Source organism: Marisediminicola sp. LYQ134, from assembly GCF_046599635.1.
Classification (GTDB): domain Bacteria; phylum Actinomycetota; class Actinomycetes; order Actinomycetales; family Microbacteriaceae; genus Marisediminicola.
The window spans coordinates 1,685,613-1,707,673 of the sequence record NZ_JBKIWP010000001.1 but is presented as its reverse complement, the minus strand read 5'-3'; the positions used below and the strand labels follow the sequence as shown (position 1 = coordinate 1,707,673).

The window sequence follows — 22,061 nt, the reverse complement described above, 5'->3', positions numbered from 1 at the left end:
TCAGTCTATTTTGAGCCGCGCCGCGAGATTCGCGCCCAGACCCGCGCGAGCCCTTTCGGCCGCTGCGCCTCGGCGGCGATCCGCTCGAGCTCGGCGATGCGTTCCTGCTCCCGCCGTTCCTCTTCGGCGGCCACGGGGTCGGCGGCGATCCCGCTGTCGTTCATGCCCACGGCGACCCACGCCGCCGAGATGAGGATGGCCTGGCACACGAGGTTGAAGAAGATGAGCAGACCGATGATGATCGCGAACGTCTCGAGCAGCGGGTTGGTGCCCGCGCCCCCGAGCAGAGTGTTGCCGAGCAGTTTGAGCGCGCCGACGAGCACCCCTCCGAGCAACGCGCCGCCGAAGAGTCTGCGGCGCGGGATCGGAATGCCCGCGAGCACCCGGTAGAGCGCTGCGAGCACCACGGTGTCGAGCGTGAGCACGATGATGAGCCCGACGACCGTTCCGAGGGTCGCCGAGAACCAGGAGTCCTCGCCGATGCCCACGAGGGAGAGGAAGAAGTCCATGAGCACGGTGCTGAGCGACGAGAGCACGGTCGAGAGCAGGAGGGCCGCACCGAAGGCGAGCGCGAGACCGAAGTCCTTCGCCTTGAGGATCAGGATGTTCGCCTGCACCTGCTGGAGGCCGAACATCCGTCGCACGGCGTCGCGCGCCGACGCAAGGAAGTTGAGCGCGATGAAGAGCAGGATGACGAGGGCGGCGAGGCCCGTCCAGTTGAGTCCGCCGGTCTCGAGCAGATCCTCGGGGTCGATGGCGCCGTCGGGCTGCTCCGGCGACTCGATTAGCCCGGGCACCGCGGCGGAGATGGTGTCGACGAGCTCGTTGCGCAATCCGATGTCGTTCTGGATCACGATTCCGGCGATCGAGAAGCCGACCCACAGGGCGGCGAAGGTCGCGAAGAGTGCTTGGTAGGCGAGACCGGTCGCCATGAGGGGGCCGATGCGCGAAAGGTAGTGGAAGAGCACGCGCACCGGTTTGAGCTCGAACACGGTCGTCACGATTCGGGAGACGGCACCGCCGATGCCGCCGGGGGTGGCCGTGCCCTCGCGGGCGTCGCGGGCGTCGCGCGAGTCGTTCGCGGGCGAGACGACGGTCGTGCCGGTGCCGGTGCCGGTGCCGGTGCCGGTGCCAGTGCCGCCCCCCGAGCGCGTGTCATCCGCCCTCTCGTCGAGGTCGGCGGTGACGCGATCGTGTGCGCCGTCGCCTCGGCGCCCGACGGTGCTCTCGTCGTGCGCGCGCGGCTTCGCCATTCCGTCAGCGTAACAAGGCCGGGATAGGCTGACTCGAGCCCCCGAGACACGGGGCGACGAGCATCACGGGGGCCACGGCGGCCCCAGAGCGGAAGTTGTGACAATGGACCTGAGCGGCGTCGGAGTCGGCAGCACAGTCGCGGTGGGGCGCATCCTCAGGATGCCCGAGCCTCTCGCCAAACCGGAGCAGGCGCAGCATTCCGGAGACGCCGAAGCGGAGTTGCGCTCGACGATCGACGCACTCGATGCCGTCGCAGCCGAACTGCTCGAACGCGGTGCGACGGCGGGCGGTGCGGCTCAGGAGGTTCTCGAGGCCGCCTCGATGATGGCGAAGGATCCGACCCTCGCCGACGACGTGAAGGCGCGCATCGACGCCGGGTCGACCGGCGAGAGGGCCGTCTTCGACGCGTTCGCGGCGTTCCAAGACATCCTCATCGGCATGGGCGGCTACATGGCCGAGCGTGCGACCGACCTCGGGGATGTCTCGCAGCGCGTCATCGCGCGCCTCCGCGGCGTGCCGGCACCGGGCGTTCCCGAGAGCGACGAGCCGTTCATCCTCGTCGCTCCCGACCTCGCCCCCGCAGACACCGCTCTCCTCGACCTCGACAAGGTGCTCGCCCTCATCACGCGCGACGGCGGTCCCACGAGCCACACGGCGATCCTCGCGCGATCGAAGTCGATTCCCGCGATCGTCGGCGTCACCGGTGCCCTCGACCTCGCCGACGGAACGCTCATCATCGCGGATGCCGCGAGCGGGGCGATCACGGTCGACCCGAGTGACGACGCCGTCGAGTCCGCTCGCGCTCGCATCGCCGAGCGAGCGGCCGCCCTCGCGGCCCCCATCACGGCAGGCGCGCTCTCCGACGGCACCGCGGTGCCCCTGCTCGCGAACCTCGGCTCCCCCGCCGATGCGGAGGCCGCCGTCGAGCTCGGGGCCGAGGGTGTCGGTCTCTTCCGCACCGAGTTCCTCTTCCTCGACGCGAAGACCGCGCCGACGGTCGAAGACCAGCAGGCCCAGTACCGCGATCTCCTCGGCCACTTCTCGGGCAAGAAGGTCGTCGTGCGCGCTCTCGACGCGGGGGCGGACAAGCCCCTGAGCTTCCTCAACGACGCCGAAGAGGAGAACCCCGCGCTCGGCCTGCGCGGCTTGCGTGCCCTGCGCGCGAGCGAGCAGATCCTGCGCGATCAGCTCACGGCGCTCGCGGGCGCCGAAGCGGAGTCCGACGCCGACCTCTGGGTCATGGCCCCCATGGTGGCCGACGCCGCCGAGACCGACTACTTCGTCGAGCTCGGCCGCGAGCTCGGTCTCACGACCGTCGGTGTCATGGCCGAGATCCCCTCGCTTGCTCTCGTCGCCGACCAGGTGCTCGAGTCGGCGGACTTCGTGAGCGTCGGCACGAACGACCTCACCCAGTACACCCTCGCGGCAGACCGCATGCTCGGGAGCGTCGCGTCGTATCAGGACCCGTGGCACCCCGCCGTGTTGCGTCTCGTGAAGCAGCTCGGTGACGCCGGTGCGGCCGCGGGCAAGCCCGTCGGTATCTGCGGTGAGGCGGCAGCCGACCCGCAGCTCGCGATCGTGCTCGTCGGGCTCGGTGCGACGACTCTCAGCATGACGCCCGCGGCTCTCGCCGACGTGCGCGCGGCACTCCTGACGGTCACCCTCGACGAGGCCAGGGCGCGTGCCGCTCGCGCGCTCGGCGCTCGCACGGCCGCCGACGCGCGCGCCGCGGCATCCGCGAGCTGATCCGCACCGCGGACGGACCCTGACCGTCCCGCACCGCTGACGACGAAGCGCCCGGCACCCTCACGGGGCCGGGCGCTTCGTCGTGTCCCGGTTGGGGAACGACGATCGTTACGGGGTGCCGCGCATGATCGCCTGCTTGACCTCGGCGATCGCTTGCGTCACCTGGATGCCGCGGGGGCACGCCTCGGTGCAGTTGAAGGTCGTGCGACAGCGCCACACACCCTCCTTGTCGTTGAGGATGTCGAGGCGCACCTGCGAGCCCTCGTCACGCGAGTCGAAGATGAACCGGTGGGCGTTGACGATCGCTGCCGGTCCGAAGTACTGTCCGTCGGTCCAGAAGACGGGGCAGCTCGACGTGCACGCGGCGCACAGGATGCACTTCGTGGTGTCGTCGAACCGCGCACGCTCGGCGGGGCTCTGCAGGCGCTCCTTCTCGGGCTTGCTCGAGGCGATGAGGAACGGCTGCACCTCCGCGAAGCTCTCGAAGAAGGGGTCCATGTTGACGATGAGGTCCTTCTCGAGGGGGAGCCCCTTGATGGCCTCGACGTAGATCGGCTTCGAGATGTCGAGGTCCTTGATGAGGGCCTTGCACGCGAGACGGTTGCGGCCGTTGATGCGCATCGCGTCCGACCCGCAGACCCCGTGGGCGCACGAGCGGCGGAAGGTCAGCGTCTGGTCCTGCTCCCACTTGATCTTGTGCAGAGCGTCGAGCACCCGATCGGTAGCGAGAACCTCGACGTCGAAGTCCTCCCAGCGCGGCTCGGCATCCACCTCGGGGTCGAAGCGCCGGATGATGAGCGTCGCCGTGAACATCTCGACCTCGTCGGATGCCGCGTTGTCTCGTTCGAGTACGGGAGTGCTCATCAGTACTTTCTTTCCATCGGCTGGTAGTTGGTGATCACGACGGGCTTCGTCTCGAGTCGGATGTGCTCGCCCGCATCCGCGGACTCGGGGTCACCCGTGAGGTAGGCCATCGTGTGCACGAGGTAGTCGTCGTCGTTGCGGGTCGGGAAGTCCTCGCGGAAGTGACCTCCGCGGCTCTCCTTGCGCGAGCGCGCCGAATACACGAGCACTTCGGCGAGGTCGAGCAGGAACCCGAGCTCCACGGCCTCGAGCAGGTCGGTGTTGAACCTCTTGCCCTTGTCCTGAACCTTGATGTTCTTGTAGCGCGCTCGGAGGTTCTCGATGAGCTCGGTGACCTCGGCGAGGGTCTCCTCGGTGCGGTAGACCTGCGCGTTGCGGTCCATCGAGTCCTGGAGTTCTTTGCGGATGACCGCGATCCGCTCGGTGCCGTCGCCCTGACGTACCCCGTCGAGGAGCGCGAGCACTCCCGCGGCGGGATTCTCGGGCAGGGGCACGAAGTCGGCGGACTTCGCGTAGATCACGGCGTTCTTGCCCGCGCGCTTGCCGAACACGTTGATGTCGAGGAGCGAGTTGGTTCCGAGGCGGTTGGAGCCGTGCACGCTCACGCACGCGCACTCTCCGGCGGCGTAGAGACCGGGAACGACGGTCGTGTTGTCGCTCAGCACCTCGGCGTCGACGTTGGTCGGGATTCCGCCCATCGCGTAGTGCGCCGTCGGGAGCACGGGCACGGGCTCGTAGTAGGGCTCGACGCCGAGGTAGGTGCGCGCGAACTCGGTGATGTCGGGGAGCTTCGCGTCGATGACGGCGGGCTCGAGGTGGGTGATGTCGAGGTAGACGTAGTCCTTGTTCGGGCCGGCGCCGCGACCCTCGCGGATCTCGGTCGCCATGCACCTCGCGACGATGTCTCGGGGGGCGAGGTCCTTGATGGTGGGCGCGTAGCGCTCCATGAACCTCTCGCCCTCGCTGTTGCGCAGGATCGCGCCTTCGCCTCGGGCGGCCTCGGAGAGCAGGATGCCGAGCCCCGCGAGTCCGGTCGGGTGGAACTGGAAGAACTCCATGTCTTCGAGGGGGAGTCCCTTGCGCCAGATGATGCCGACGCCGTCACCCGTGAGGGTGTGCGCGTTCGAGGTCGTCTTGAAGATCTTGCCGTAGCCACCCGTCGCGAAGACGATCGACTTCGCCTGGAAGACGTGGATCTCACCCGTCGACAGCTCGTACGCGACGACACCCGAGGGGCGCTTGACCGTTGCGCCGTCTTCGACGACCTCGGTCATAAGCAGGTCGAGCACGTAGAACTCGTTGAAGAAGTTGATGCCGTGCTTGACGCAGTTCTGGTAGAGCGTCTGCAGGATCATGTGACCCGTGCGGTCGGCCGCGTAGCACGCGCGACGCACGGGCGACTTGCCGTGCTCGGCCGTGTGACCGCCGAAGCGACGCTGGTCGATCTTGCCGTCGGGCGTGCGGTTGAAGGGCAGCCCCATGTTCTCGAGGTCGATGATCGCGTCGATGGCCTCTTTCGCGAGGATCTCCGCGGCGTCCTGGTCGACGAGGTAGTCGCCACCCTTGACGGTGTCGAAGGTGTGCCACTCCCAGTTGTCTTCCTCGACGTTGGCGAGGGCCGCAGCCATGCCGCCTTGCGCGGCACCCGTGTGCGACCGGGTCGGGTAGAGCTTGGAGATGACCGCCGTGTTGGCGTGGGGACCGGCCTCGATGGCCGCGCGCATGCCGGCACCACCGGCTCCCACGATGACGACGTCGAACTGGTGGTAGTGGATTCCGTCGACGATGGTGCTCGGCGAGGTGCCCTCGCGGCTCAAGAAGCCACTCCACAGAAGGAGGGCAGAAGGTCGGCGGGAGCGCCGACGGGGCAGGGCTCGAAGGTGTAGATCACAAGGGTTCCCAAAACGAGGAGGACGACGGTGGACGCCGCGAGGGCGCCCTTGAGGATGGTGCGCACGAGCCTGTTGCTCGCGTAGTCGTTGACGATCGTGCGCATGCCGTTGGAGCCGTGGATGAGCGCGAGCCAGAGGAGGAGGGTGTCCCAGACGATCCAGAACGGGTCGGCCCATTTGCCGGCGACGAAGGCGAAGTCGATCGCGTTGACGCCTTCGCCGACCATGAGGTTGACGAACAGGTGGCCGAAGATGAGCACGACGAGAACGACACCGCTCGCGCGCATGTAGATCCAGCCCCACTTCTCCCAGTTGACGCCGCGGTTCGCGACCGCGGTCGACGCCGACCGGGGTGCCTGAATGTTCTCGGTAGTCATCGTCAGCCTCCGAAGACGTGCATGAGGTGGCGGGGGGCGAAACCGATCATGAGCACGGCCCACATCACGAGGACCACGACGAACATGAGGCGGTGGTACTTCGGGCCGACCGACCAGAAGTCGATGAGGATGATGCGCAGACCGTTGAGGGCGTGGAACCCGATCGCGGCAACGAGTCCGAGCTCACCGAGCCCCATGATCGGGGTCTTGTAGCTCTCGATCACGACGTTGTAGGCCTCGGGGCTCACCCGCACGAGCGCGGTGTCGAGCACGTGCACGAGGAGGAAGAAGTAGATCGCCACACCCGTGATGCGGTGCAGCACCCACGACCACATTCCCGTGTTGCCCCGGTAGAGGGTTCCTCGAGGGATCTTCGGTGCGGTGATCTTGGGCAGCGGATACTTTTTCTCAGGACCGCGTTCGGCCAGAGTTCCCGCGGATTTCTCAGACACGAGTAACCCTCCCTGCGGATGATTGTGGCCCCGACGCCGGGGCGAGCATTCGTTCGTCGACTGAACGACTTTCAGTCTATTCGGCACCCGCTGGCCCCGCTTCTCAGGGCAGCCTAAATCGCTCTACGTCGAGACACTTCCCAGCAAGGTCGCCGGGTCAGATCGCGCGCGCGAGAACCTTCCTGTCGCGCGCTGTCCGCGCGGTGCGGTAGTGCCCGAGGAGCTCGTCGCACACGGCGTCCCATGATCGGGAGAGCACGCGGCGGCGACCCGCCTCGCCCAGTCGCGCGCGCAGCGCGGGGTCGAGACTCAGCCTCTCTACGGCGTCGCGCAGGGTGCGGTCGTCTGCGGGGTCGAAGAGGTAGCCGTCGAGGCCGGGCGTCACAAGGTCGACCGGGCCTCCGGCTCGCGGAGCCACGACGGGCAACCCCGTCGCGTGGGCCTCCTGGAGCGTCTGACCGAAGGTCTCCTCGGTGCCCGTGTGCACGAAGAGGTCGAACGACGCGTAGGCCGACGCGAGCTGTTCGCCCGCGAGAGCACCGAGGTAGGTCACCGGCATCCCGTGAAGTGCGCGCTTCACCGAGGGCATCCCGGGGCCGTCTCCGACGATCACGATGCGGATGTTCGCGACACCGCGCAGCGCGCGCAACCGCTCGATCTGCTTCTCGGGTGCGACCCTGCCCACGTATCCGACGATCGTCTCGCCGCGGGGCGCGACCTCGCGTCGGAGCGCGGTGACCGCGTCGGATGAACGGTTGCGCGGGTGGTAGCGCTGCAGGTCGACTCCGCGCGCCCAGCGTTCGACTCGGGACACCCCCGCGCGAGTGAGGTCGGCTATCGACGCGGTCGACGGGGCGAGGGTGACGTCGGCGCCGTCGTGGATCCACTTGATGAGGCGCCAGGCGAACCCGGTCGCGGCGGCGAGGTTGTTGCGCCTGGCATATCCGGCGACGTCGGTCTGGAAGATCGCGACGCTCGGGATGCGCAGGCGCTTCGCGGCGGTGAGGGCCGTGGCGCCGAGCATGAAGGGGGAGGCGACGTGCACGACGTCGGGTGCGAAGTCGGCGATGATGCGCTGCACGAGCGGGCTCGGGAGTCCGACCGGAAACTGGCGGTAGGCGAACGCGGGCACCTGGCGCACGGTGAATCCGGCGTAGCTGCTCGGCGACCCCGCCGAGGGGGTGATGACGATGGCCTCGTGGCCGCGAGCCCGAAGGTGGTCGAGCACCTTCATCACGCTCGTGGTCACTCCGTTGACGGTGGGGAGGAAACTCTCGCTGACGACTGCGACACGCATGGCGACTCCGATCGAGTGGACGAGTGTCACGCTACGGAGGCGGATCGGCGCGCCGGAGATATCCGCGTGTCTGCCGAGTGAATGGCGGATGACGGCTTGGGGTGCGCGGTGTCCGCCCGGTGTCGTCCGCCCGGTGCTGTCCGGGCGGTTCTGTCCGCTCAGTAGGGTGGCGACATGAATCGACAGCGCGACGGGCTCGAGAAGTTCTACAGCATCATCCCCGCGGGGGGCATCGGTTCACGCCTGTGGCCGCTCTCGCGCGCCGACGCGCCGAAGTTCCTGCACGACCTCACGGGATCCGGCAGCACTCTCTTGCGCGCGACGTGGGACCGTCTCGCTCCCATCTCGGGTCCCGACCGCATCATGGTCGTCACGGGGCGCGCGCACCGCGCGGCCGTCGAAGCGCAACTGCCCGCACTCGCCGACGCGAACGTCGTGCTCGAGAGCGAGCCCAAGGACTCCTCCGCGGCGATCGGCCTCGCCGCCGCCATCCTCGAGCACCGTGAGCCCGGAGTCATCGTCGGGTCGTTCGCGGCCGACCACGTCATCGGCGACCGCCGCGGTTTCCGTCGCGCCGTTCTCGAGGCCGTCGCCGCCGCGGAAGACGGTTTCATCGCGACCATCGGGATCACCCCGACCGAGCCGGCCATCGGGTTCGGCTACGTGCACTGCGCGGAGCCGCTCGCGATCGACCGCGCCCCGTCGGCGGTGCGCGCGGACCGGTTCGTCGAGAAGCCCGACGCCGAGACGGCGGCGGCCTACCTCGCCGACGGCAAATACCTCTGGAACGGCGGGATGTTCATCGCGAAGGCCTCGATGCTCCTCGAGCAGCTCGGCGAATCCCGCCCCGAGCTCCTCGCGGGCATCCTCGAGCTCGCGCGCGTGTGGGACACCCCCGAGCGCGGCGCGGTCGTCGATCGCGTGTGGCCGACCCTCGAGAAGATCGCGATCGACTACACCGTCGCCGAACCCGCCGCGGCCGCGGGACGCCTCGCCGTCATCCCGGGAGACTTCGACTGGGACGACGTCGGTGACTTCGCCGCGATCGCGAAGCTCCACGCGCACGGCCGCAAGTCGGATCTCGCGATCCTCGGTGAGAACGCGCGCGTGCTCGCCGACTCCTCGAGCGGGGTCGTCGTGAGCCAGACGGGCAGGCTCATCTCCCTCATCGGAGTGACGGACATCGTCGTCGTCGACACGGAGGACGCCCTCCTCGTGACGACGAGTGCCAACGCTCAACGCGTCAAGGCCGTCGTCGACGCTCTCAAGCTCTCGGGGCGCGACGACGTTCTCTGAGGCACCCGGCCGGCACCCGGAGCGGGACCGGTAACGAAGGAGTAACGAAGGCTCCGGGCTGCCCGTCTGGCCCGGCGGGGGAGACGGGCTCCTGGCTACCGTTCGAGACATGTCCCGATTCCGCACCGCCCGCACCACGACCACCCTCGGCGCCATCCTGCTCGCGACCCTCGTCGTCTCCGGCTGCGCGACCCCGCCGGACAGCGAGGAGAGCGAGGGCTCGTTCTGCGCCGTCATGGTCACCAACTCGGGCGGACTCGAAGACCGCTCGTTCAACCAGTCGAGCTGGGAGGGGCTCCAGCAGGCCGAGGGCGACCTCGACATCGCCGCCCAGGTGCTCGTCTCCGAGACCGAGACCGACCTCGCGCCCAACGTCGAGCAAGCGGTCGCGACGGGGTGCGACTTCGTCTTGACGGTCGGCTACGAACTCGCCCCCGCAACGGCGGAGCAGGGCGAGCTCAACCCCGACGTGGACTTCGCGATCGTCGACGAGCTCGTCGATGGCGCCAACATCAAGCCGATCGTCTACGACACGGCTCAAGCGGCCTTCCTCGCCGGATACCTCGCCGCGGGGGTCTCCGAGACCGGGGTCGTCGCGACCTTCGGCGGCGGCAACCAGCCGCCCGTGACCCTCTTCATGGACGGGTTCGTCGACGGAGTCGCGCGGTACAACGCCGACACCGACTCGAGCGTCGAGGTGCTCGGTTGGGACAAGGTCGATCAGGACGGCGTCTTCACGGGGGACTTCGAAGACATCAACAAGGGGCGTCAGACCGCTCAAGCCTTCATCGACCAGGGAGCCGACGTCATCCTGCCCGTCGCCGGTCAAGTGGGCCAGGGGGCCGCCGCCGCCGCGGTCGAGGCCGACGACGTGTCGATCATCTGGGTCGACAACGACGGATACGAGACCCTCCCGGAGGAGTACCGGGGCATCGTGCTCACCTCGGTCCTCAAGAACACCGGTGACGCGGTCGTCGAGATCGTGGGGCAGAGCATCGACGGCACCTTCGACAACGACGCCTTCGTGGGCACCCTCGAGAACGGCGGCGTCGCACTCGCGCCGTTCCACGAGCTCGAGTCCCTCGTCTCCGCCGAGCTCGCCGAGCAGCTCGACGCTCTCGAGGCCGAGATCGTCGAGGGCTCCCTCGAGGTCACGTCGCCCAGCACGCCCTGACCTCGCCGCGGGGCGTCGCGGTTCCGCTTCATTGCGCGCTCGTTTCGGGGCGGTCGCGGATTTGTAACCATTCGGCGTCAGGCCCGCCAACTGGTGCTCGGCCGTCGTCGCACTGAGTAACGTGGTCGCAATAATCGGCCCGACGACCGAGTTCGGGCGGCATCTTGGAGGACACCTTGAGAAACACCACACGGAGGACCGTCTACAGCGGTCTTGCTCTCGTCGGAATCGGCGCGCTCCTCGCAGGATGTGCGGCTCCGCCCGAGGACGAGGGCGGCAGCGGCGAGTCGATCGACTACACCCCGTGCATCGTCTCCGACTTCGGTGGATTCGACGACCAGTCGTTCAACGAGAGCAGCTACGCCGGCATCGAAGCCGCAGCTGACGACCTCGGTGTCGAGTTCAACGAGGCGGAGTCGACGGCGGAGGACCAGTACGCCGGCAACGTCTCAGGAATGGTCGACCAGGGTTGCGACTTCATCCTCACGGTCGGCTTCGCTCTCGCGAACGCCACGCGCGACGCCGCCGAGGCCAACGAAGACGTGAACTTCGCCCTCATCGACTCCGGTCTCTCGACCGACGACGGCGCGCCGCTCGAACTCGACAACGTCAAGCCGATCCTCTACAACACGGCCGAGGCCGCCTTCCTCGCGGGGTACCTCGCGGCCGGCACCTCCGAGACCGGAACCGTCGGAACCTTCGGCGGACTCCAGTTCCCGTCGGTCACGATCTTCATGGACGGCTTCGTCGACGGCGTCGCGTACTACAACGAAGAGAAGTCGGCCGACGTCACCGTGCTCGGCTGGGACAAAGAGGCGCAGGACGGCCTCTTCACCGGTGGGTTCGAGGCGAACCAGACCGCGAAGACCACGGCCGAGGGACTCCTCGACCAGGGTGCCGACGTTCTGCTCCCCGTCGGTGGCCCGATCTTCATCTCCGCAGGTGAAGCGATCCGCGACCGCGACGACAGCGCCGCGCTCATCGGAGTCGACAGCGACCTGTTCCTCACCGCGCCCGACTTCTCCGACCTCTACCTCACGTCGATCCTCAAGCAGATGACCGACGCCGTCGAAGAGGTCGCCGTCGGCGCAGCCGAGGGTGACTTCGACGCCGCCCCGTACGTCGGAACGCTCGAGAACGGAGGGGTCGACATCGCCCCCCTCCACGACTTCGAGTCGACCGTCGACGAGGAGCTCCTCACCGAGATCGACGAGATCCGCGAGCAGATCATCAGCGGAGACATCGTCGTCGAGTCGGTTTCGACTCCGTAACACCACGCAGTGCCCACACGGGGAGGCCGGCGGTTGCCGGCCTCCCCGCCGTGCGTATCGGGCCTCTCGCCGAGAGGCGGGACCCAGACCTTATAGATTGGTTCGCATGAAGCTCGAGCTGCGCGGCATCACGAAGAGATTCGGTGCCCTGGTCGCGAACGACCACATCGACCTCACCGTCGAGGCGGGGGAGATCCACTGCCTCCTCGGCGAGAACGGGGCGGGCAAGTCCACCCTCATGAACGTGCTCTACGGCCTCTATCAGGCCGACGAGGGCGAGATCCTCCTCGACGGCACCGTTCAGGCCTTTTCGGGCCCCGGTGACGCGATGGCCGCGGGCATCGGCATGGTCCACCAGCACTTCATGCTCATCCCGGTCTTCACCGTGGCGGAGAACGTCATGCTCGGCCACGAGGAGACCGGTTTCGGCGGGCGCCTCGACATCGGCGCCGCTCGGGCGAAGGTGCGCGAGATCTCCGCGAGATTCGGCTTCGACCTCGACCCCGACGCCCTCGTCGGCGACCTGCCGGTGGGAGTGCAACAGCGGGTCGAGATCATCAAGGCGCTCTCGCGGGATGCCCGCGTGCTCGTGTTCGACGAGCCGACAGCCGTGCTCACCCCGCAAGAGACCGACGAGCTCATGGCGATCATGCGCCAGCTCAAGGAGTCGGGAACCTCGATCGTCTTCATCACGCACAAGCTGCGCGAGGTGCGCGAAGTCGCGGACCGCATCACCGTCATCCGCCTCGGGAGCGTCGTGGGCGAAGCGCAGCCGTCGGCGTCGAACGTCGAACTCGCGTCGCTCATGGTCGGTCGCGCCGTCGAGCTCACCGTGAGCAAGCACGAGGCGAAGCTCGGCGCCGAAGCCCTCATCGTCGAGAATCTGAGCGTCGTCGACGCGCGCGATCAGGTCGTCGTCGACGACGTGAGCTTCACCGTCCGTGCGGGCGAAGTGCTCGCGATCGCGGGAGTGCAGGGCAACGGGCAGACCGAGCTGACCGAAGCGCTTCTCGGGCTCCAGGATCGCGTGACCGGGACGATCACGCTCGACGGCTCCTCGATCAGCGGCCTCTCGGTGCGCAAGGTCCTCGGCGCTGGCGTCGGATTCGTTCCCGAAGACCGCAAAGAAGACGGCCTCGTCGGCGAGTTCACGATCGCCGAGAACCTCATGCTCAACCGCTCCGACTCCGAGCCCTTCGTCAAGGCGGGGAGCCTGCGACTCGGTTACCTCTCCGAGTTCGCCAACCAGAAGGTCACCGAGTTCGACATCCGCACGCAGAGCGTCGACACCCACGTCGGTCGACTCTCGGGCGGAAACCAGCAGAAGGTCGTGCTCGCGCGCGAGCTGAGCCGCACGCTGCGCCTCTTCGTGGCGGCGCAGCCCACCCGCGGACTCGACGTCGGGTCGATCGAGTTCGTGCACGAGCAGATCATCGCGACGCGCGACTCGGGGGTTCCCGTGATCGTCGTGTCGACCGAGCTCGACGAAGTCGTCGCGCTCGCCGACCGGATCGCCGTGATGTACCGCGGTCGCATCGTCGGAATCGTGCCGGGCACCACCTCTCGCGACATCCTCGGACTCATGATGGCCGGGGAGACCCCGGGAAAGGACGCCGCCGCGTGAGCGACAACCAACTTCCGCGAGTGACCCCCACCCCACCGGGTGACGGAGCGGCCCACGGCCCCGAGGCCACCGCTCCGACGGCGGCGGAGGTCGCCCCCGAGCAGCGTGCCCCCTCCGGAGACGACGGCGATCGCTGGTCGAGAGCACTGCGCGAGATCGCGTCGGGCAACGTGCTCATGTCGATCCTGAGCATCATCCTCGCCCTCGTCGTGGGAGCCGTGCTCATCGCGTCGACGAACGACGAGGTGCAGGAGGCCGCGGGGTACTTCTTCTCGCGGCCGTCCGACATGCTGCGCGCGATCGGCGAGGCCGTCGGCGGGGCGTACTCGGCCCTCTTCCAAGGGTCGGTCTACAACTTCCGTCGCGAGGGTTTCGCGGCGGGCATCCGACCCCTCACCGACACGCTCACCTACGCGACCCCCCTCATCGCGGGAGGTCTCGGAGTCGCCCTCGCGTTCCGCGTCGGTCTCTTCAACATCGGTGGTCGCGGGCAGATGCTCGTCGCCGCGGGTGCCGGCGGATGGGTCGCGTTCAGTTGGGAACTGCCCGCGGGAATCCACCTCGTCGTGGCGCTCGTGTTCGGTATCGCCGCCGGAGCCGCGTGGGGAGGAATCGTCGGTGTGCTCAAGGCGCGCACGGGAGCCCACGAGGTCATCGTGACGATCATGCTCAACTACGTGGCGTTCTACCTCATCAGCTACCTGCTGCGCACGCCCGTGCTCGGCACCCCCGGGTCGAACAACCCGCAGAGTCCCGCGAGCCTCCCGACGGCCGTCTTCCCCGACCTCCTCGGGCCCGGATACAACCTCCACTTCGGGTTCCTCATCGTCATCGCCGCCACGGTGTTCGCGTGGTGGCTCATCGACAGGTCGAGTCTCGGGTTCCGCTTCCGCGCGGTCGGTGAGAATCCCGCGGCCGCTCGGGTCGCGGGCATCGACGTCAAGAGGGTCTACATCGTCGCGATGCTCATCTCCGGCGGACTCCTCGGTCTCGCGGGCGTGAACCAGGTGCTCGGCACGACGACGAGCGGCTTCGGCGCCGGGATCGACGCGGGCATCGGCTTCGACGCCATCACGGTCGCCCTGCTCGGCCGATCCCGCCCGTTCGGAGTGTTCCTCGCCGGAGTGCTCTTCGGGGCGTTCAAGGCGGGAGGCTTCTCGATGCAGGCTGCCGAGGGTGTCCCCATCGACATCGTCGTCGTCGTGCAATCGCTCATCGTCCTCTTCATCGCGGCGCCGCCGCTCGTGCGGGCGATCTTCCGCCTGCCGGCCCCCGGCGCCCGCCCCGCCCGCTCGCGCAAGGAAGGGGTCACCTCGTGACCGACACGAAGCTCAGCACGGGGTCGGCTCCCTCCCCCGCGGACGCGCACGCGAAGCCCGGTGCCGCCCGACGCAGCTACCGCACGCCCATCGTGCTCGCGGCGTTCGCGGTCGTCGGCATCCTGCTGTTCGGGCCGTTCGGCCGCGAGGGGGTGTCGACCCTCGCGCTCTCGACGCGATCCGACGCCATCCAGCTCACGCCGCTCGGCCTTCCGACGCTCGCGACCGGGTACGTCATCGCCGTGCTCCTCGTGGTCATCGCCGTCGTCGCCTTCCTGCGGGCGCGCTCCGGCGCGAGGGTGCCGCTGTGGCTCAGCGCCGTCTTCGCGTTCCTGCTCCTGCTCGGGTTTCTCGTGTGGGCCTCGGCCGACGCCAACCTCCCCGTGCCCGGTCTGCTCGCGGGTGCGCTCGCGCTCTCCGTTCCGCTCATCTTCGGAGCGCTCGGGGGAGTCATCTCCGAGCGCGTCGGCGTCGTCAACGTCGCGATCGAGGGCCAATTGCTCGCGGGGGCGTTCTGCTCGGCACTCGTCGCGTCGATCACGGGCAACCCCTTCGTCGGCCTCATCGCCGCGATGGTCGCGGGAGTGCTCGTCTCGTTCGTGCTCGCGGCGTTCTCGATCAAGTACCTCGTCGACCAGGTGATCGTCGGAGTCGTGCTCAATGTGCTCGTCTCGGGCCTCACGGGGTTCCTCTTCAGCGTGCTCTTGAGCCCCAACTCGGCGGCGCTCAACTCGCCCCCGCGCTTCGCGAACATCACGATCCCGGTGTTGAGCGACATCCCGATCATCGGCTACGTGCTCTTCAGACAGACCTTCATCGTCTACCTCATGTACATCGCCGTCATCGCCGTCTACATCGCGCTCTTCCACACCCGATGGGGGTTGCGCTTGCGCGCCGTCGGCGAGCACCCGCAAGCGGCCGACACCGTGGGTATCAAGGTCGCCGCGACGCGGTTCTGGAACGTGTCGATCGCGGGAGCGATCGCGGGGCTCGGCGGAGCGTTCTTCACGCTCGGCTCGGTCGGGGCCTTCGGCAAGGAGATGACGGCGGGAGCGGGCTTCATCGCCCTCGCGGCCGTGATCTTCGGGCGGTGGGACCCCATCAGGGCGACCCTCGCCGCCCTGCTCTTCGGGTTCGCAAGCAGCCTCCAGGGCGTGCTCAACATCATCGGCTCCCCGGTGCCGAGCGAGTTCCTGCTCATGCTCCCGTACCTCGTGACGATCCTCGCCGTGGCCGGGTTCGCCGGCAAGGTGCGCGGCCCTGCGGCAGCGGGCAAGCCGTACATAAAATCGTGAGCGACACCATCGACTGGAACGCCCTGCGGTCGACCGCACTCGAGGCGATGACCCACGCGTACGTTCCGTATTCGAAGTTCCCCGTGGGCGTCGCCGCGCTCGTCGACGACGGTCGCGTCATCGCGGGGTGCAACGTCGAGAACGCGTCGTACGGACTCACCCTGTGCGCCGAGTGCGCTCTCGTCTCGACCCTCCACATGACCGGGGGCGGGCGTCTCGTGGCCTTCACGTGTGTCGACGGCAACGGCGCGACGCTCATGCCGTGCGGGCGCTGTCGCCAATTGCTCTTCGAGCACTCGGCTCCCGGCATGCTCCTCGAGACGGTGTCGGGCGTCAAGACGATCGACGAGGTCATCCCCGACGCCTTCGGTCCACGCACTCTCGAGGAGTACCGATCATGACCGCACCGACCACGACCGCACCCGAGGCATTCGACGTCGTCGACCTCATCCGCTCCAAGCGCGACGGACGCACGCTCTCGACCCTCCAGATCGACTGGCTCATCGACGCCTACACGCGCGGCTTCGTCGGCGACGAGCAGATGGCCGCGATGGCCATGGCGATCTTCCTCAACGGCATGGAACGCCCCGAGATCCGCGACCTCACTCTCGCGATGATCGCGAGCGGGGAGCGCATGAGCTTCGACGGTCTCACGAAGCGCACCGTCGACAAGCACTCGACCGGGGGAGTCGGAGACAAGATCACCCTCCCGCTCGCGCCGCTCGTGGCCGCGTTCGGCGTCGCCGTGCCGCAGCTCTCGGGGCGCGGCCTCGGCCACACCGGAGGAACCCTCGACAAGCTCGAGAGCATCCCCGGGTGGCAGGCGAGCGTGAGCACCGAGCGCATGACCGAGATCCTCGACGAGGTCGGGGCCGTCGTGTGCGCCGCGGGGTCGGGGCTCGCACCCGCCGACGGCAAGCTCTACGCCCTCCGCGACATCACGGGAACGGTCGAATCGATCCCGCTCATCGCGTCGTCGATCATGAGCAAGAAGATCGCCGAGGGCACATCGGCCCTCGTGCTCGACGTCAAGTTCGGCTCGGGAGCGTTCCTGACCGACATCGAGCAGTCGCGGGAACTCGCGCGCACGATGGTCGCTCTCGGCGAAGACGCCGGAGTCGCGACATCCGCTCTGCTCACCGACATGAACGTTCCCCTCGGCCTCGCGATCGGCAATGCCAACGAGGTGCGCGAGTCGGTCGAGGTCCTCGCGGGCGGTGGCCCCGCGGATGTCGTCGAACTCACGGTGGGCCTCGCGCGCGAGATGCTCAGGCTCGCGGGCCAACCTGATGCCGACGTCGAGGCCGCCCTCGCCGACGGCCGCGCGATGGATGTCTGGCGCTCGATGATCCGCGCGCAGGGTGGCGACCCCGTGGCGGCCCTCCCGGTCGCGCGCGAGACCCACGTCGTGCGCGCCGAGCGCGCGGGAGTGCTCGTGGAGCAGCAGGCGCTGCCCTTCGGCATCGCCGCGTGGAGGCTCGGGGCGGGCCGCGCGCGCAAACAGGATCCCGTGCAGCACGCTGCGGGCATCGACCTGCACGCGAAGCCCGGAGACACCGTGATCGAGGGGCAACCGCTTTTCACCCTCAGCGCCGATGAGCCGGCGCGGTTCGCGCGGGCGCTCGAGGCGCTCGACGGGGCTTGGCGCATCGGCGACGCGTCGGAGAGTGTGGCGCGCGGCCCCCTCATCGTCGAGAGGATCGGGCAGTGACCTCGCGACTCCCGCCGCACGCGCGAGGTGGCACCGGGTAGATTTGACCCATGAACACTCCCGCCGAGGATTACCGCCTCCGGGGCGGCGCCAACATCAGCGCTCTGCCCAAGATCTCGCTCCACGATCACCTCGACGGGGGCCTGCGGCCTCAGACGATCATCGAACTCGCCGACGCCACCGACATCGCGCTCCCCGAGATGGATGCCGCGAAACTCGGCGCCTGGTTCGCCGACAACGCCGACTCGGGGTCGCTCGTCGACTATCTCAAGACCTTCGACGTCACGACCGCGGTCATGCAGACCCGCGAGGGACTCGTCAGGGTCGCGAGCGAGTTCGTGCAGGACCTCGCGGCAGACGGTGTGATCTACGGCGAGGTGCGCTGGGCGCCCGAGCAGCACCTCACGCGCGGGCTGAGCCTCGACGAGGCCGTCGAGGCCGTGCAGGAGGGCATCACCCACGGGATCGACGCCGCGCTCCACACCGGCCACCGCATCCGTATCGGCCAGCTCGTCTCCGCGATGCGGCATGCCGACCGGGGACTCGAGATCGCGCAGCTCGCCGTGCGCCACCGCGACGCCGGAGTCGTGGGCTTCGACATCGCCGGAGCCGAGGCCGGGTTCCCCGCGAGCAACATGCGCGACGCGTTCGACTACCTCGCCCTCCACCTCTTTCCGACGACCGTGCACGCGGGCGAAGCCGACGGGGTCGACAGTATCCGCAGTGCCCTCTTCGACGGTCGCGCGCTGCGACTCGGCCACGGTGTGCGCATCGCCGAAGACATCGAGGTCGATCGCGAAGACGCCGAGAACGCCTACGTCACGCTCGGTGCCGTGGCGCAGTGGGTCAAAGACCGCCAGATCCCCCTCGAGCTCAGCCCGCAGTCGAACCTGCAGACGGGCGCGATCGCGGCGTTCGGCGACGACCTCATCGACCACCCGTTCGACCTGCTCTACCAGCTCGGGTTCCACGTGACGGTCAACACCGACAACCGCCTCATGAGCAACACGAGCCTGAGCAAGGAGCTCGCCCTCCTGAGCGAGACCTTCGACTACGACCTCGACGACCTCGAGGTCTTCCAACTCAACGCCGCCGCGGCCGCCTTCCTGCCGCACGAGGAACGCGAAGAGCTCGCCGACCTCATCGACGCGGGATTCGAGCAGGCCTAGATGGCGCTACCGACCCTCACCGAGCCCGCTGTCGTCGTCGGAGCTCACGCAGACGACTGGCGTGCCGCCGTGCGCCTCGCCGGCGCCGCCCTCGTCGACATCGGGGCGGCGAAGCCCGGGTACTCCGACGAGATGATCCGGATGATCGAGGAGCACGGCCCCTACGTCGTCATCGCCCCGGGGCTCGCTCTCGCCCACGCCCGGCCCGGACCCGAGGTGCTCGCCGACGGGCTCTCGGTCGTGACCCTCGCGACCCCGGTTCCGTTCGGCCACCCGCACAACGACCCCGTGAGCGTCGTGCTCGCCCTCGCGATCACCTCGATCGAGGGGCACCTCGAGTCGATCGCCGAACTCGCGAACGTGTTCAACGATGCGAGCGCCATCCCGGCGATCGCCGCGGCACCCGATGCGGACGCCGTGATCGCCATCATGGAGAAGAACTCGTGAAGATCGTCGCCATCTGCGGTGCGGGCATCGGAAGCTCCGGAATCCTCAAGATCAACGCCGAGAGGGTCTTGCAGAGACTCGGAATCGAGGCGGATGTCACGGCCGCCGACATCGCCTCGGTCAAGGTCGTCGCGGCCGACGCGCAAGTGATCCTCACGTCGATCGAGTTCGTCGAGGCGATCGGCAAGACCTTCGCCGACGTCGTCGTCATCGACAACTACTTCGACCAGCAGGAGCTCGCCGAGAAGCTCGAGAAGTCACTCGGCTGACACAGCAGCCCGACGGTTCAGGCGAGAATCTCGCGCACGCCCGCATCCAACTGGTCGACCGTGACCTGGGCTGCCTGCAGGCGCTCGGCCCCCGAGCCGGCCGTGCTCGCGGCGTCGATGTAGACCTTGACCTTGGGCTCCGTGCCGCTCGGACGCACGATGACCCGCGACCCGTCGACGAGCCAGAAGCGCAGAATGTCGCTCGGCGGGTACGCCTCGAAACCGTCGGCGAAATCATCCACTCGGTCGACGAGGTGGCCCGCGATCTCGCGCGGCGGCACCGTGCGCACGCGCGTCATGATGCGGGAGATGTCGGCGAGATCGGTGACGCGCACCGAGATCTGCGACGACGCGTAGCCTCCGAAACGCTCGGCGAGTTCGACGATTCTGTCGGCGATCGTGCGGCCGTCGGCGGCGAGCTCGTTCGCGAGGGCGAGCAGGTCGACCGCGGCGGAGATGCCGTCCTTGTCGCGGACCTTGCCGGGGTCGACGAGATAGCCGAGTGCCTCCTCGTAGCCGAAGACGAGGTCGGGGGTGCGGGAGATCCATTTGAACCCGGTGAGGGTCTCGACGGAGTCCAGGCCGTGCGCGCGCGCGATCGCTCCGAGCGCGGGAGAGCTCACGAGAGAGCACGCGAGCGCACCGGACACCCCCGAGGCGGCGGCGCGCTCTGCGGCTCGCCAGCCGAGCAGCGAGCCGACCTCGTTGCCCGAGAGCCTGCGCCAGCCGCCATCCTCGGCGGGGATCGCGACCGCGAGCCTGTCGGCGTCGGGGTCGTGCGCGACGACGAGCTGGACTCGCGCCCGGGTCGCCTCGGCGAAGGCGAGATCGAGCGCGCCGGGCTCCTCGGGGTTGGGGAACGCGACCGTGGGGAACGCGGCGTCGGGCTCCTGCTGGGCGAGAACCGATCGCGGCTCACCGAGACCGGCCTCGGCGAACACGCGCTTCGACGTCTCCCATCCGACCCCGTGCATCGCGGTGTAGGCGAAGGAGACCGGGGCGGGGGAATCGGAGGTTCGCGCCGCGAGCTCTGCCGTGCGCCCGACGTATTCGACGACGACGGCGTCGTCGACGGTCTCGAAGTCCGATGACCTCGCGAGCGAGGCGATGTCGACGCTCGAGGCGACGCTCAGGATGTGCTCGGCGATCGCGGCATCGACGGGCGCGACGATCTGCGACCCTGCGTCGTCGCCGCCCAGATAGACCTTGTAACCGTTGTCGGCGGCGGGATTGTGGCTCGCGGTGACCATGACCCCGGCGCTCACGCCGAAGTGGCGCACGGCGAAGGCGAGCACCGGGGTCGGGAGCATGCGGGGGAGGAGGAGTGCGCGCACGCCCGCTCCCGCCATGATCTCGACCGTGTCGATCGCGAACTGGCGCGAATTGATGCGCCCGTCATAGCCGACGACGATGCTCGGAGCCGTCGAGCGTTCGAGCAGGAACGCCGCGAACCCCGCTGCAGCCTGGGAGACGAGCACCCGATTCATCCGGTTCGGTCCTGCCCCGAGGGCGCCCCGCAACCCCGCGGTGCCGAAAGCGAGACGCGAGGAGAAGCGGTCCTGGAGGGCGCCGAGGGCGTCGTCGGGAGTGGGGGTGTGGCCAGCCGCGTTCACCGACTCGGCTCCCCGCCCGGACTCCACCGCCCCGATGAGCGACTCGAGCTCGGCCCGCGTGACCTCGTCGGGGTCTTGCGCGAGCCACGCGCGCGCGGCGTCGAGCAGACCGTCGACGGTGTCGACGCTCACAGCGCACCCACGATGTTCGCGAGCAGGGCGCTGATGCGCGGTTCCGCTTCGCGGCCGGCCTCGAGAACCTCGGCGTGACTCAGCGGCGACTGCTGGATCCCCGCCGCGAGGTTCGTGATGAGCGACATCCCGAGGATCTCCATGCCGGCCTGGCGGGCCGCAATCGCCTCGAGAGCCGTCGACATGCCGACGATGTGGCCGCCGATGGTCTTCGCCATCTGCACCTCGGCGGGCGTCTCGTAGTGCGGACCGCGGAACTGCGTGTAGACGCCCTCGTCGAGGGTGGCGTCGACGGTCTTCGCGATCGCGCGCAGCCTCGCCGAATAGAGGTCGGTGAGGTCGACGAAAGTCGCGCCCTCGAGAGGCGAATCGGCCGTGAGGTTGAGGTGGTCGCTGATGAGCACGGGGGTTCCGGGGGTCCACGTGGGCTTGATGCCCCCCGCGCCGTTCGTGAGGATCATGATGCTCGCGCCCGTCGCGGCGGCCGTGCGCACGCTGTGCACGACGCGCCGCACGCCGTGACCCTCGTAGTAGTGGGTGCGGGCACCGATGACGAGGGCGTGCTTGCCGCTCGGGAGTGCGACGGACCTCAGGGAACCCACGTGCCCCTCGAGGGCCGGCTTACTGAAGCCCGTGACATCCGTCGCCGGAATGGTCGCGACGGTCTCGCCGATGAGGTCGGCGGCCTTCGCCCAGCCCGACCCGAGAGTGAGAGCGATGTCGTGACGCTCGACCCCCGTGAGCCTCGCGATGTCGGATGCGGCGGCGGCGGCGACCTCGAACGGGTCGGCTGCGGGGTCGTCGAGGGGGTGTGCTGAGGTCGGAGACATGCCCTCCACCCTATTGTTCGGGCGGCGAC

The 22,061-nt window shown here is 68.6% G+C and carries 20 protein-coding genes; 12 read left to right on the top strand and 8 right to left on the bottom strand.

Annotation, left to right across the window (positions count from 1 at the left end):
* Positions 1-5 precede the first annotated feature (5 nt).
* Entirely contained in the window at positions 6-1,253 is a 1,248-nt protein-coding gene (locus ACLHIH_RS08150) for a YihY/virulence factor BrkB family protein (protein WP_411316218.1), read from the bottom strand.
* 103 nt (positions 1,254-1,356) lie between these two features.
* Here ACLHIH_RS08150 and ptsP point away from each other — a divergent pair, with 103 nt between their 5' ends.
* On the top strand, positions 1,357-3,000 hold the full coding sequence (gene ptsP, locus ACLHIH_RS08145) for a phosphoenolpyruvate--protein phosphotransferase (RefSeq protein WP_411316217.1): 1,644 nt from the start codon (positions 1,357-1,359) through the stop codon (positions 2,998-3,000).
* A gap of 108 nt (positions 3,001-3,108) precedes the next feature.
* On the opposite strand, the gene ACLHIH_RS08140 is transcribed toward ptsP, so the two are convergent.
* From ACLHIH_RS08140 to ACLHIH_RS08120, 5 genes are all read right to left on the bottom strand, one after another.
* Complete coding sequence (locus tag ACLHIH_RS08140) at positions 3,109-3,864, bottom strand: succinate dehydrogenase iron-sulfur subunit (protein ID WP_411316216.1); 756 nt, start codon at positions 3,862-3,864, stop codon at positions 3,109-3,111.
* A complete protein-coding gene (gene sdhA / locus ACLHIH_RS08135) occupies positions 3,864-5,681 on the bottom strand; it encodes a succinate dehydrogenase flavoprotein subunit (protein WP_411316215.1) in 1,818 nt (605 codons plus the stop codon). The genes ACLHIH_RS08140 and sdhA overlap by 1 nt, the downstream gene beginning before the upstream one ends.
* The gene (locus tag ACLHIH_RS08130) at positions 5,678-6,133 is read right to left on the bottom strand and encodes a succinate dehydrogenase hydrophobic membrane anchor subunit (protein ID WP_411316214.1); all 456 of its coding nucleotides are present in this window, start codon (positions 6,131-6,133) and stop codon (positions 5,678-5,680) included. Before ACLHIH_RS08130 ends, sdhA begins: the two co-directional genes overlap by 4 nt.
* A gap of 2 nt (positions 6,134-6,135) precedes the next feature.
* Positions 6,136-6,528: a succinate dehydrogenase, cytochrome b556 subunit gene (sdhC, locus tag ACLHIH_RS08125; protein WP_411316339.1), complete on the bottom strand. Its 393-nt coding sequence runs from the start codon at positions 6,526-6,528 to the stop codon at positions 6,136-6,138.
* Between the two features lie 214 nt (positions 6,529-6,742).
* Positions 6,743-7,882, bottom strand: coding sequence for a glycosyltransferase family 4 protein (locus tag ACLHIH_RS08120; protein ID WP_411316213.1), 1,140 nt, complete (start codon positions 7,880-7,882; stop codon positions 6,743-6,745).
* Positions 7,883-8,056: 174 nt separating this feature from the next.
* Between ACLHIH_RS08120 and ACLHIH_RS08115 the strand changes: the two genes are divergently transcribed.
* The 11 genes from ACLHIH_RS08115 (at position 8,057) to ACLHIH_RS08065 (ending at position 19,457) form a co-directional block, all read left to right on the top strand.
* Positions 8,057-9,178, top strand: a complete 1,122-nt coding sequence (locus ACLHIH_RS08115; RefSeq protein WP_411316212.1) for a mannose-1-phosphate guanylyltransferase — start codon at positions 8,057-8,059, stop codon at positions 9,176-9,178.
* A 109-nt stretch (positions 9,179-9,287) separates the two neighbouring features.
* Positions 9,288-10,352: a BMP family lipoprotein gene (locus tag ACLHIH_RS08110; protein ID WP_411316211.1), complete on the top strand. Its 1,065-nt coding sequence runs from the start codon at positions 9,288-9,290 to the stop codon at positions 10,350-10,352.
* Positions 10,353-10,528: 176 nt separating this feature from the next.
* Positions 10,529-11,623 (top strand): BMP family lipoprotein, encoded by a 1,095-nt coding sequence (locus tag ACLHIH_RS08105; RefSeq protein WP_411316210.1) that lies wholly within the window; start codon positions 10,529-10,531, stop codon positions 11,621-11,623.
* Positions 11,624-11,729: 106 nt separating this feature from the next.
* Positions 11,730-13,247, top strand: coding sequence for an ABC transporter ATP-binding protein (locus ACLHIH_RS08100; protein ID WP_411316209.1), 1,518 nt, complete (start codon positions 11,730-11,732; stop codon positions 13,245-13,247).
* On the top strand, positions 13,244-14,566 hold the full coding sequence (locus ACLHIH_RS08095) for an ABC transporter permease (RefSeq protein WP_411316208.1): 1,323 nt from the start codon (positions 13,244-13,246) through the stop codon (positions 14,564-14,566). Before ACLHIH_RS08100 ends, ACLHIH_RS08095 begins: the two co-directional genes overlap by 4 nt.
* Positions 14,563-15,861 carry an ABC transporter permease gene (locus ACLHIH_RS08090; RefSeq protein WP_411316207.1) on the top strand — a complete coding sequence of 433 codons (1,299 nt, stop codon included), beginning with the start codon at positions 14,563-14,565 and terminating at the stop codon, positions 15,859-15,861. The genes ACLHIH_RS08095 and ACLHIH_RS08090 overlap by 4 nt, the downstream gene beginning before the upstream one ends.
* On the top strand, positions 15,858-16,262 hold the full coding sequence (locus ACLHIH_RS08085) for a cytidine deaminase (protein WP_411316206.1): 405 nt from the start codon (positions 15,858-15,860) through the stop codon (positions 16,260-16,262). Before ACLHIH_RS08090 ends, ACLHIH_RS08085 begins: the two co-directional genes overlap by 4 nt.
* Entirely contained in the window at positions 16,259-17,572 is a 1,314-nt protein-coding gene (locus ACLHIH_RS08080) for a thymidine phosphorylase (protein ID WP_411316205.1), read from the top strand. Before ACLHIH_RS08085 ends, ACLHIH_RS08080 begins: the two co-directional genes overlap by 4 nt.
* A 50-nt stretch (positions 17,573-17,622) precedes the next feature.
* Positions 17,623-18,741, top strand: coding sequence for an adenosine deaminase (locus ACLHIH_RS08075; RefSeq protein WP_411316204.1), 1,119 nt, complete (start codon positions 17,623-17,625; stop codon positions 18,739-18,741).
* Positions 18,742-19,188 (top strand): PTS sugar transporter subunit IIA, encoded by a 447-nt coding sequence (locus tag ACLHIH_RS08070; RefSeq protein WP_411316203.1) that lies wholly within the window; start codon positions 18,742-18,744, stop codon positions 19,186-19,188. It abuts the gene before it with no gap.
* Entirely contained in the window at positions 19,185-19,457 is a 273-nt protein-coding gene (locus ACLHIH_RS08065; protein ID WP_411316202.1) for a PTS sugar transporter subunit IIB, read from the top strand. The genes ACLHIH_RS08070 and ACLHIH_RS08065 overlap by 4 nt, the downstream gene beginning before the upstream one ends.
* 17 nt (positions 19,458-19,474) lie before the next feature.
* On the opposite strand, the gene ACLHIH_RS08060 is transcribed toward ACLHIH_RS08065, so the two are convergent.
* The gene (locus ACLHIH_RS08060) at positions 19,475-21,202 is read right to left on the bottom strand and encodes a phospho-sugar mutase (RefSeq protein WP_411316201.1); all 1,728 of its coding nucleotides are present in this window, start codon (positions 21,200-21,202) and stop codon (positions 19,475-19,477) included.
* A complete protein-coding gene (locus tag ACLHIH_RS08055; RefSeq protein WP_411316200.1) occupies positions 21,199-22,032 on the bottom strand; it encodes a purine-nucleoside phosphorylase in 834 nt (277 codons plus the stop codon). Before ACLHIH_RS08055 ends, ACLHIH_RS08060 begins: the two co-directional genes overlap by 4 nt.
* Positions 22,033-22,061: the final 29 nt, after the last annotated feature.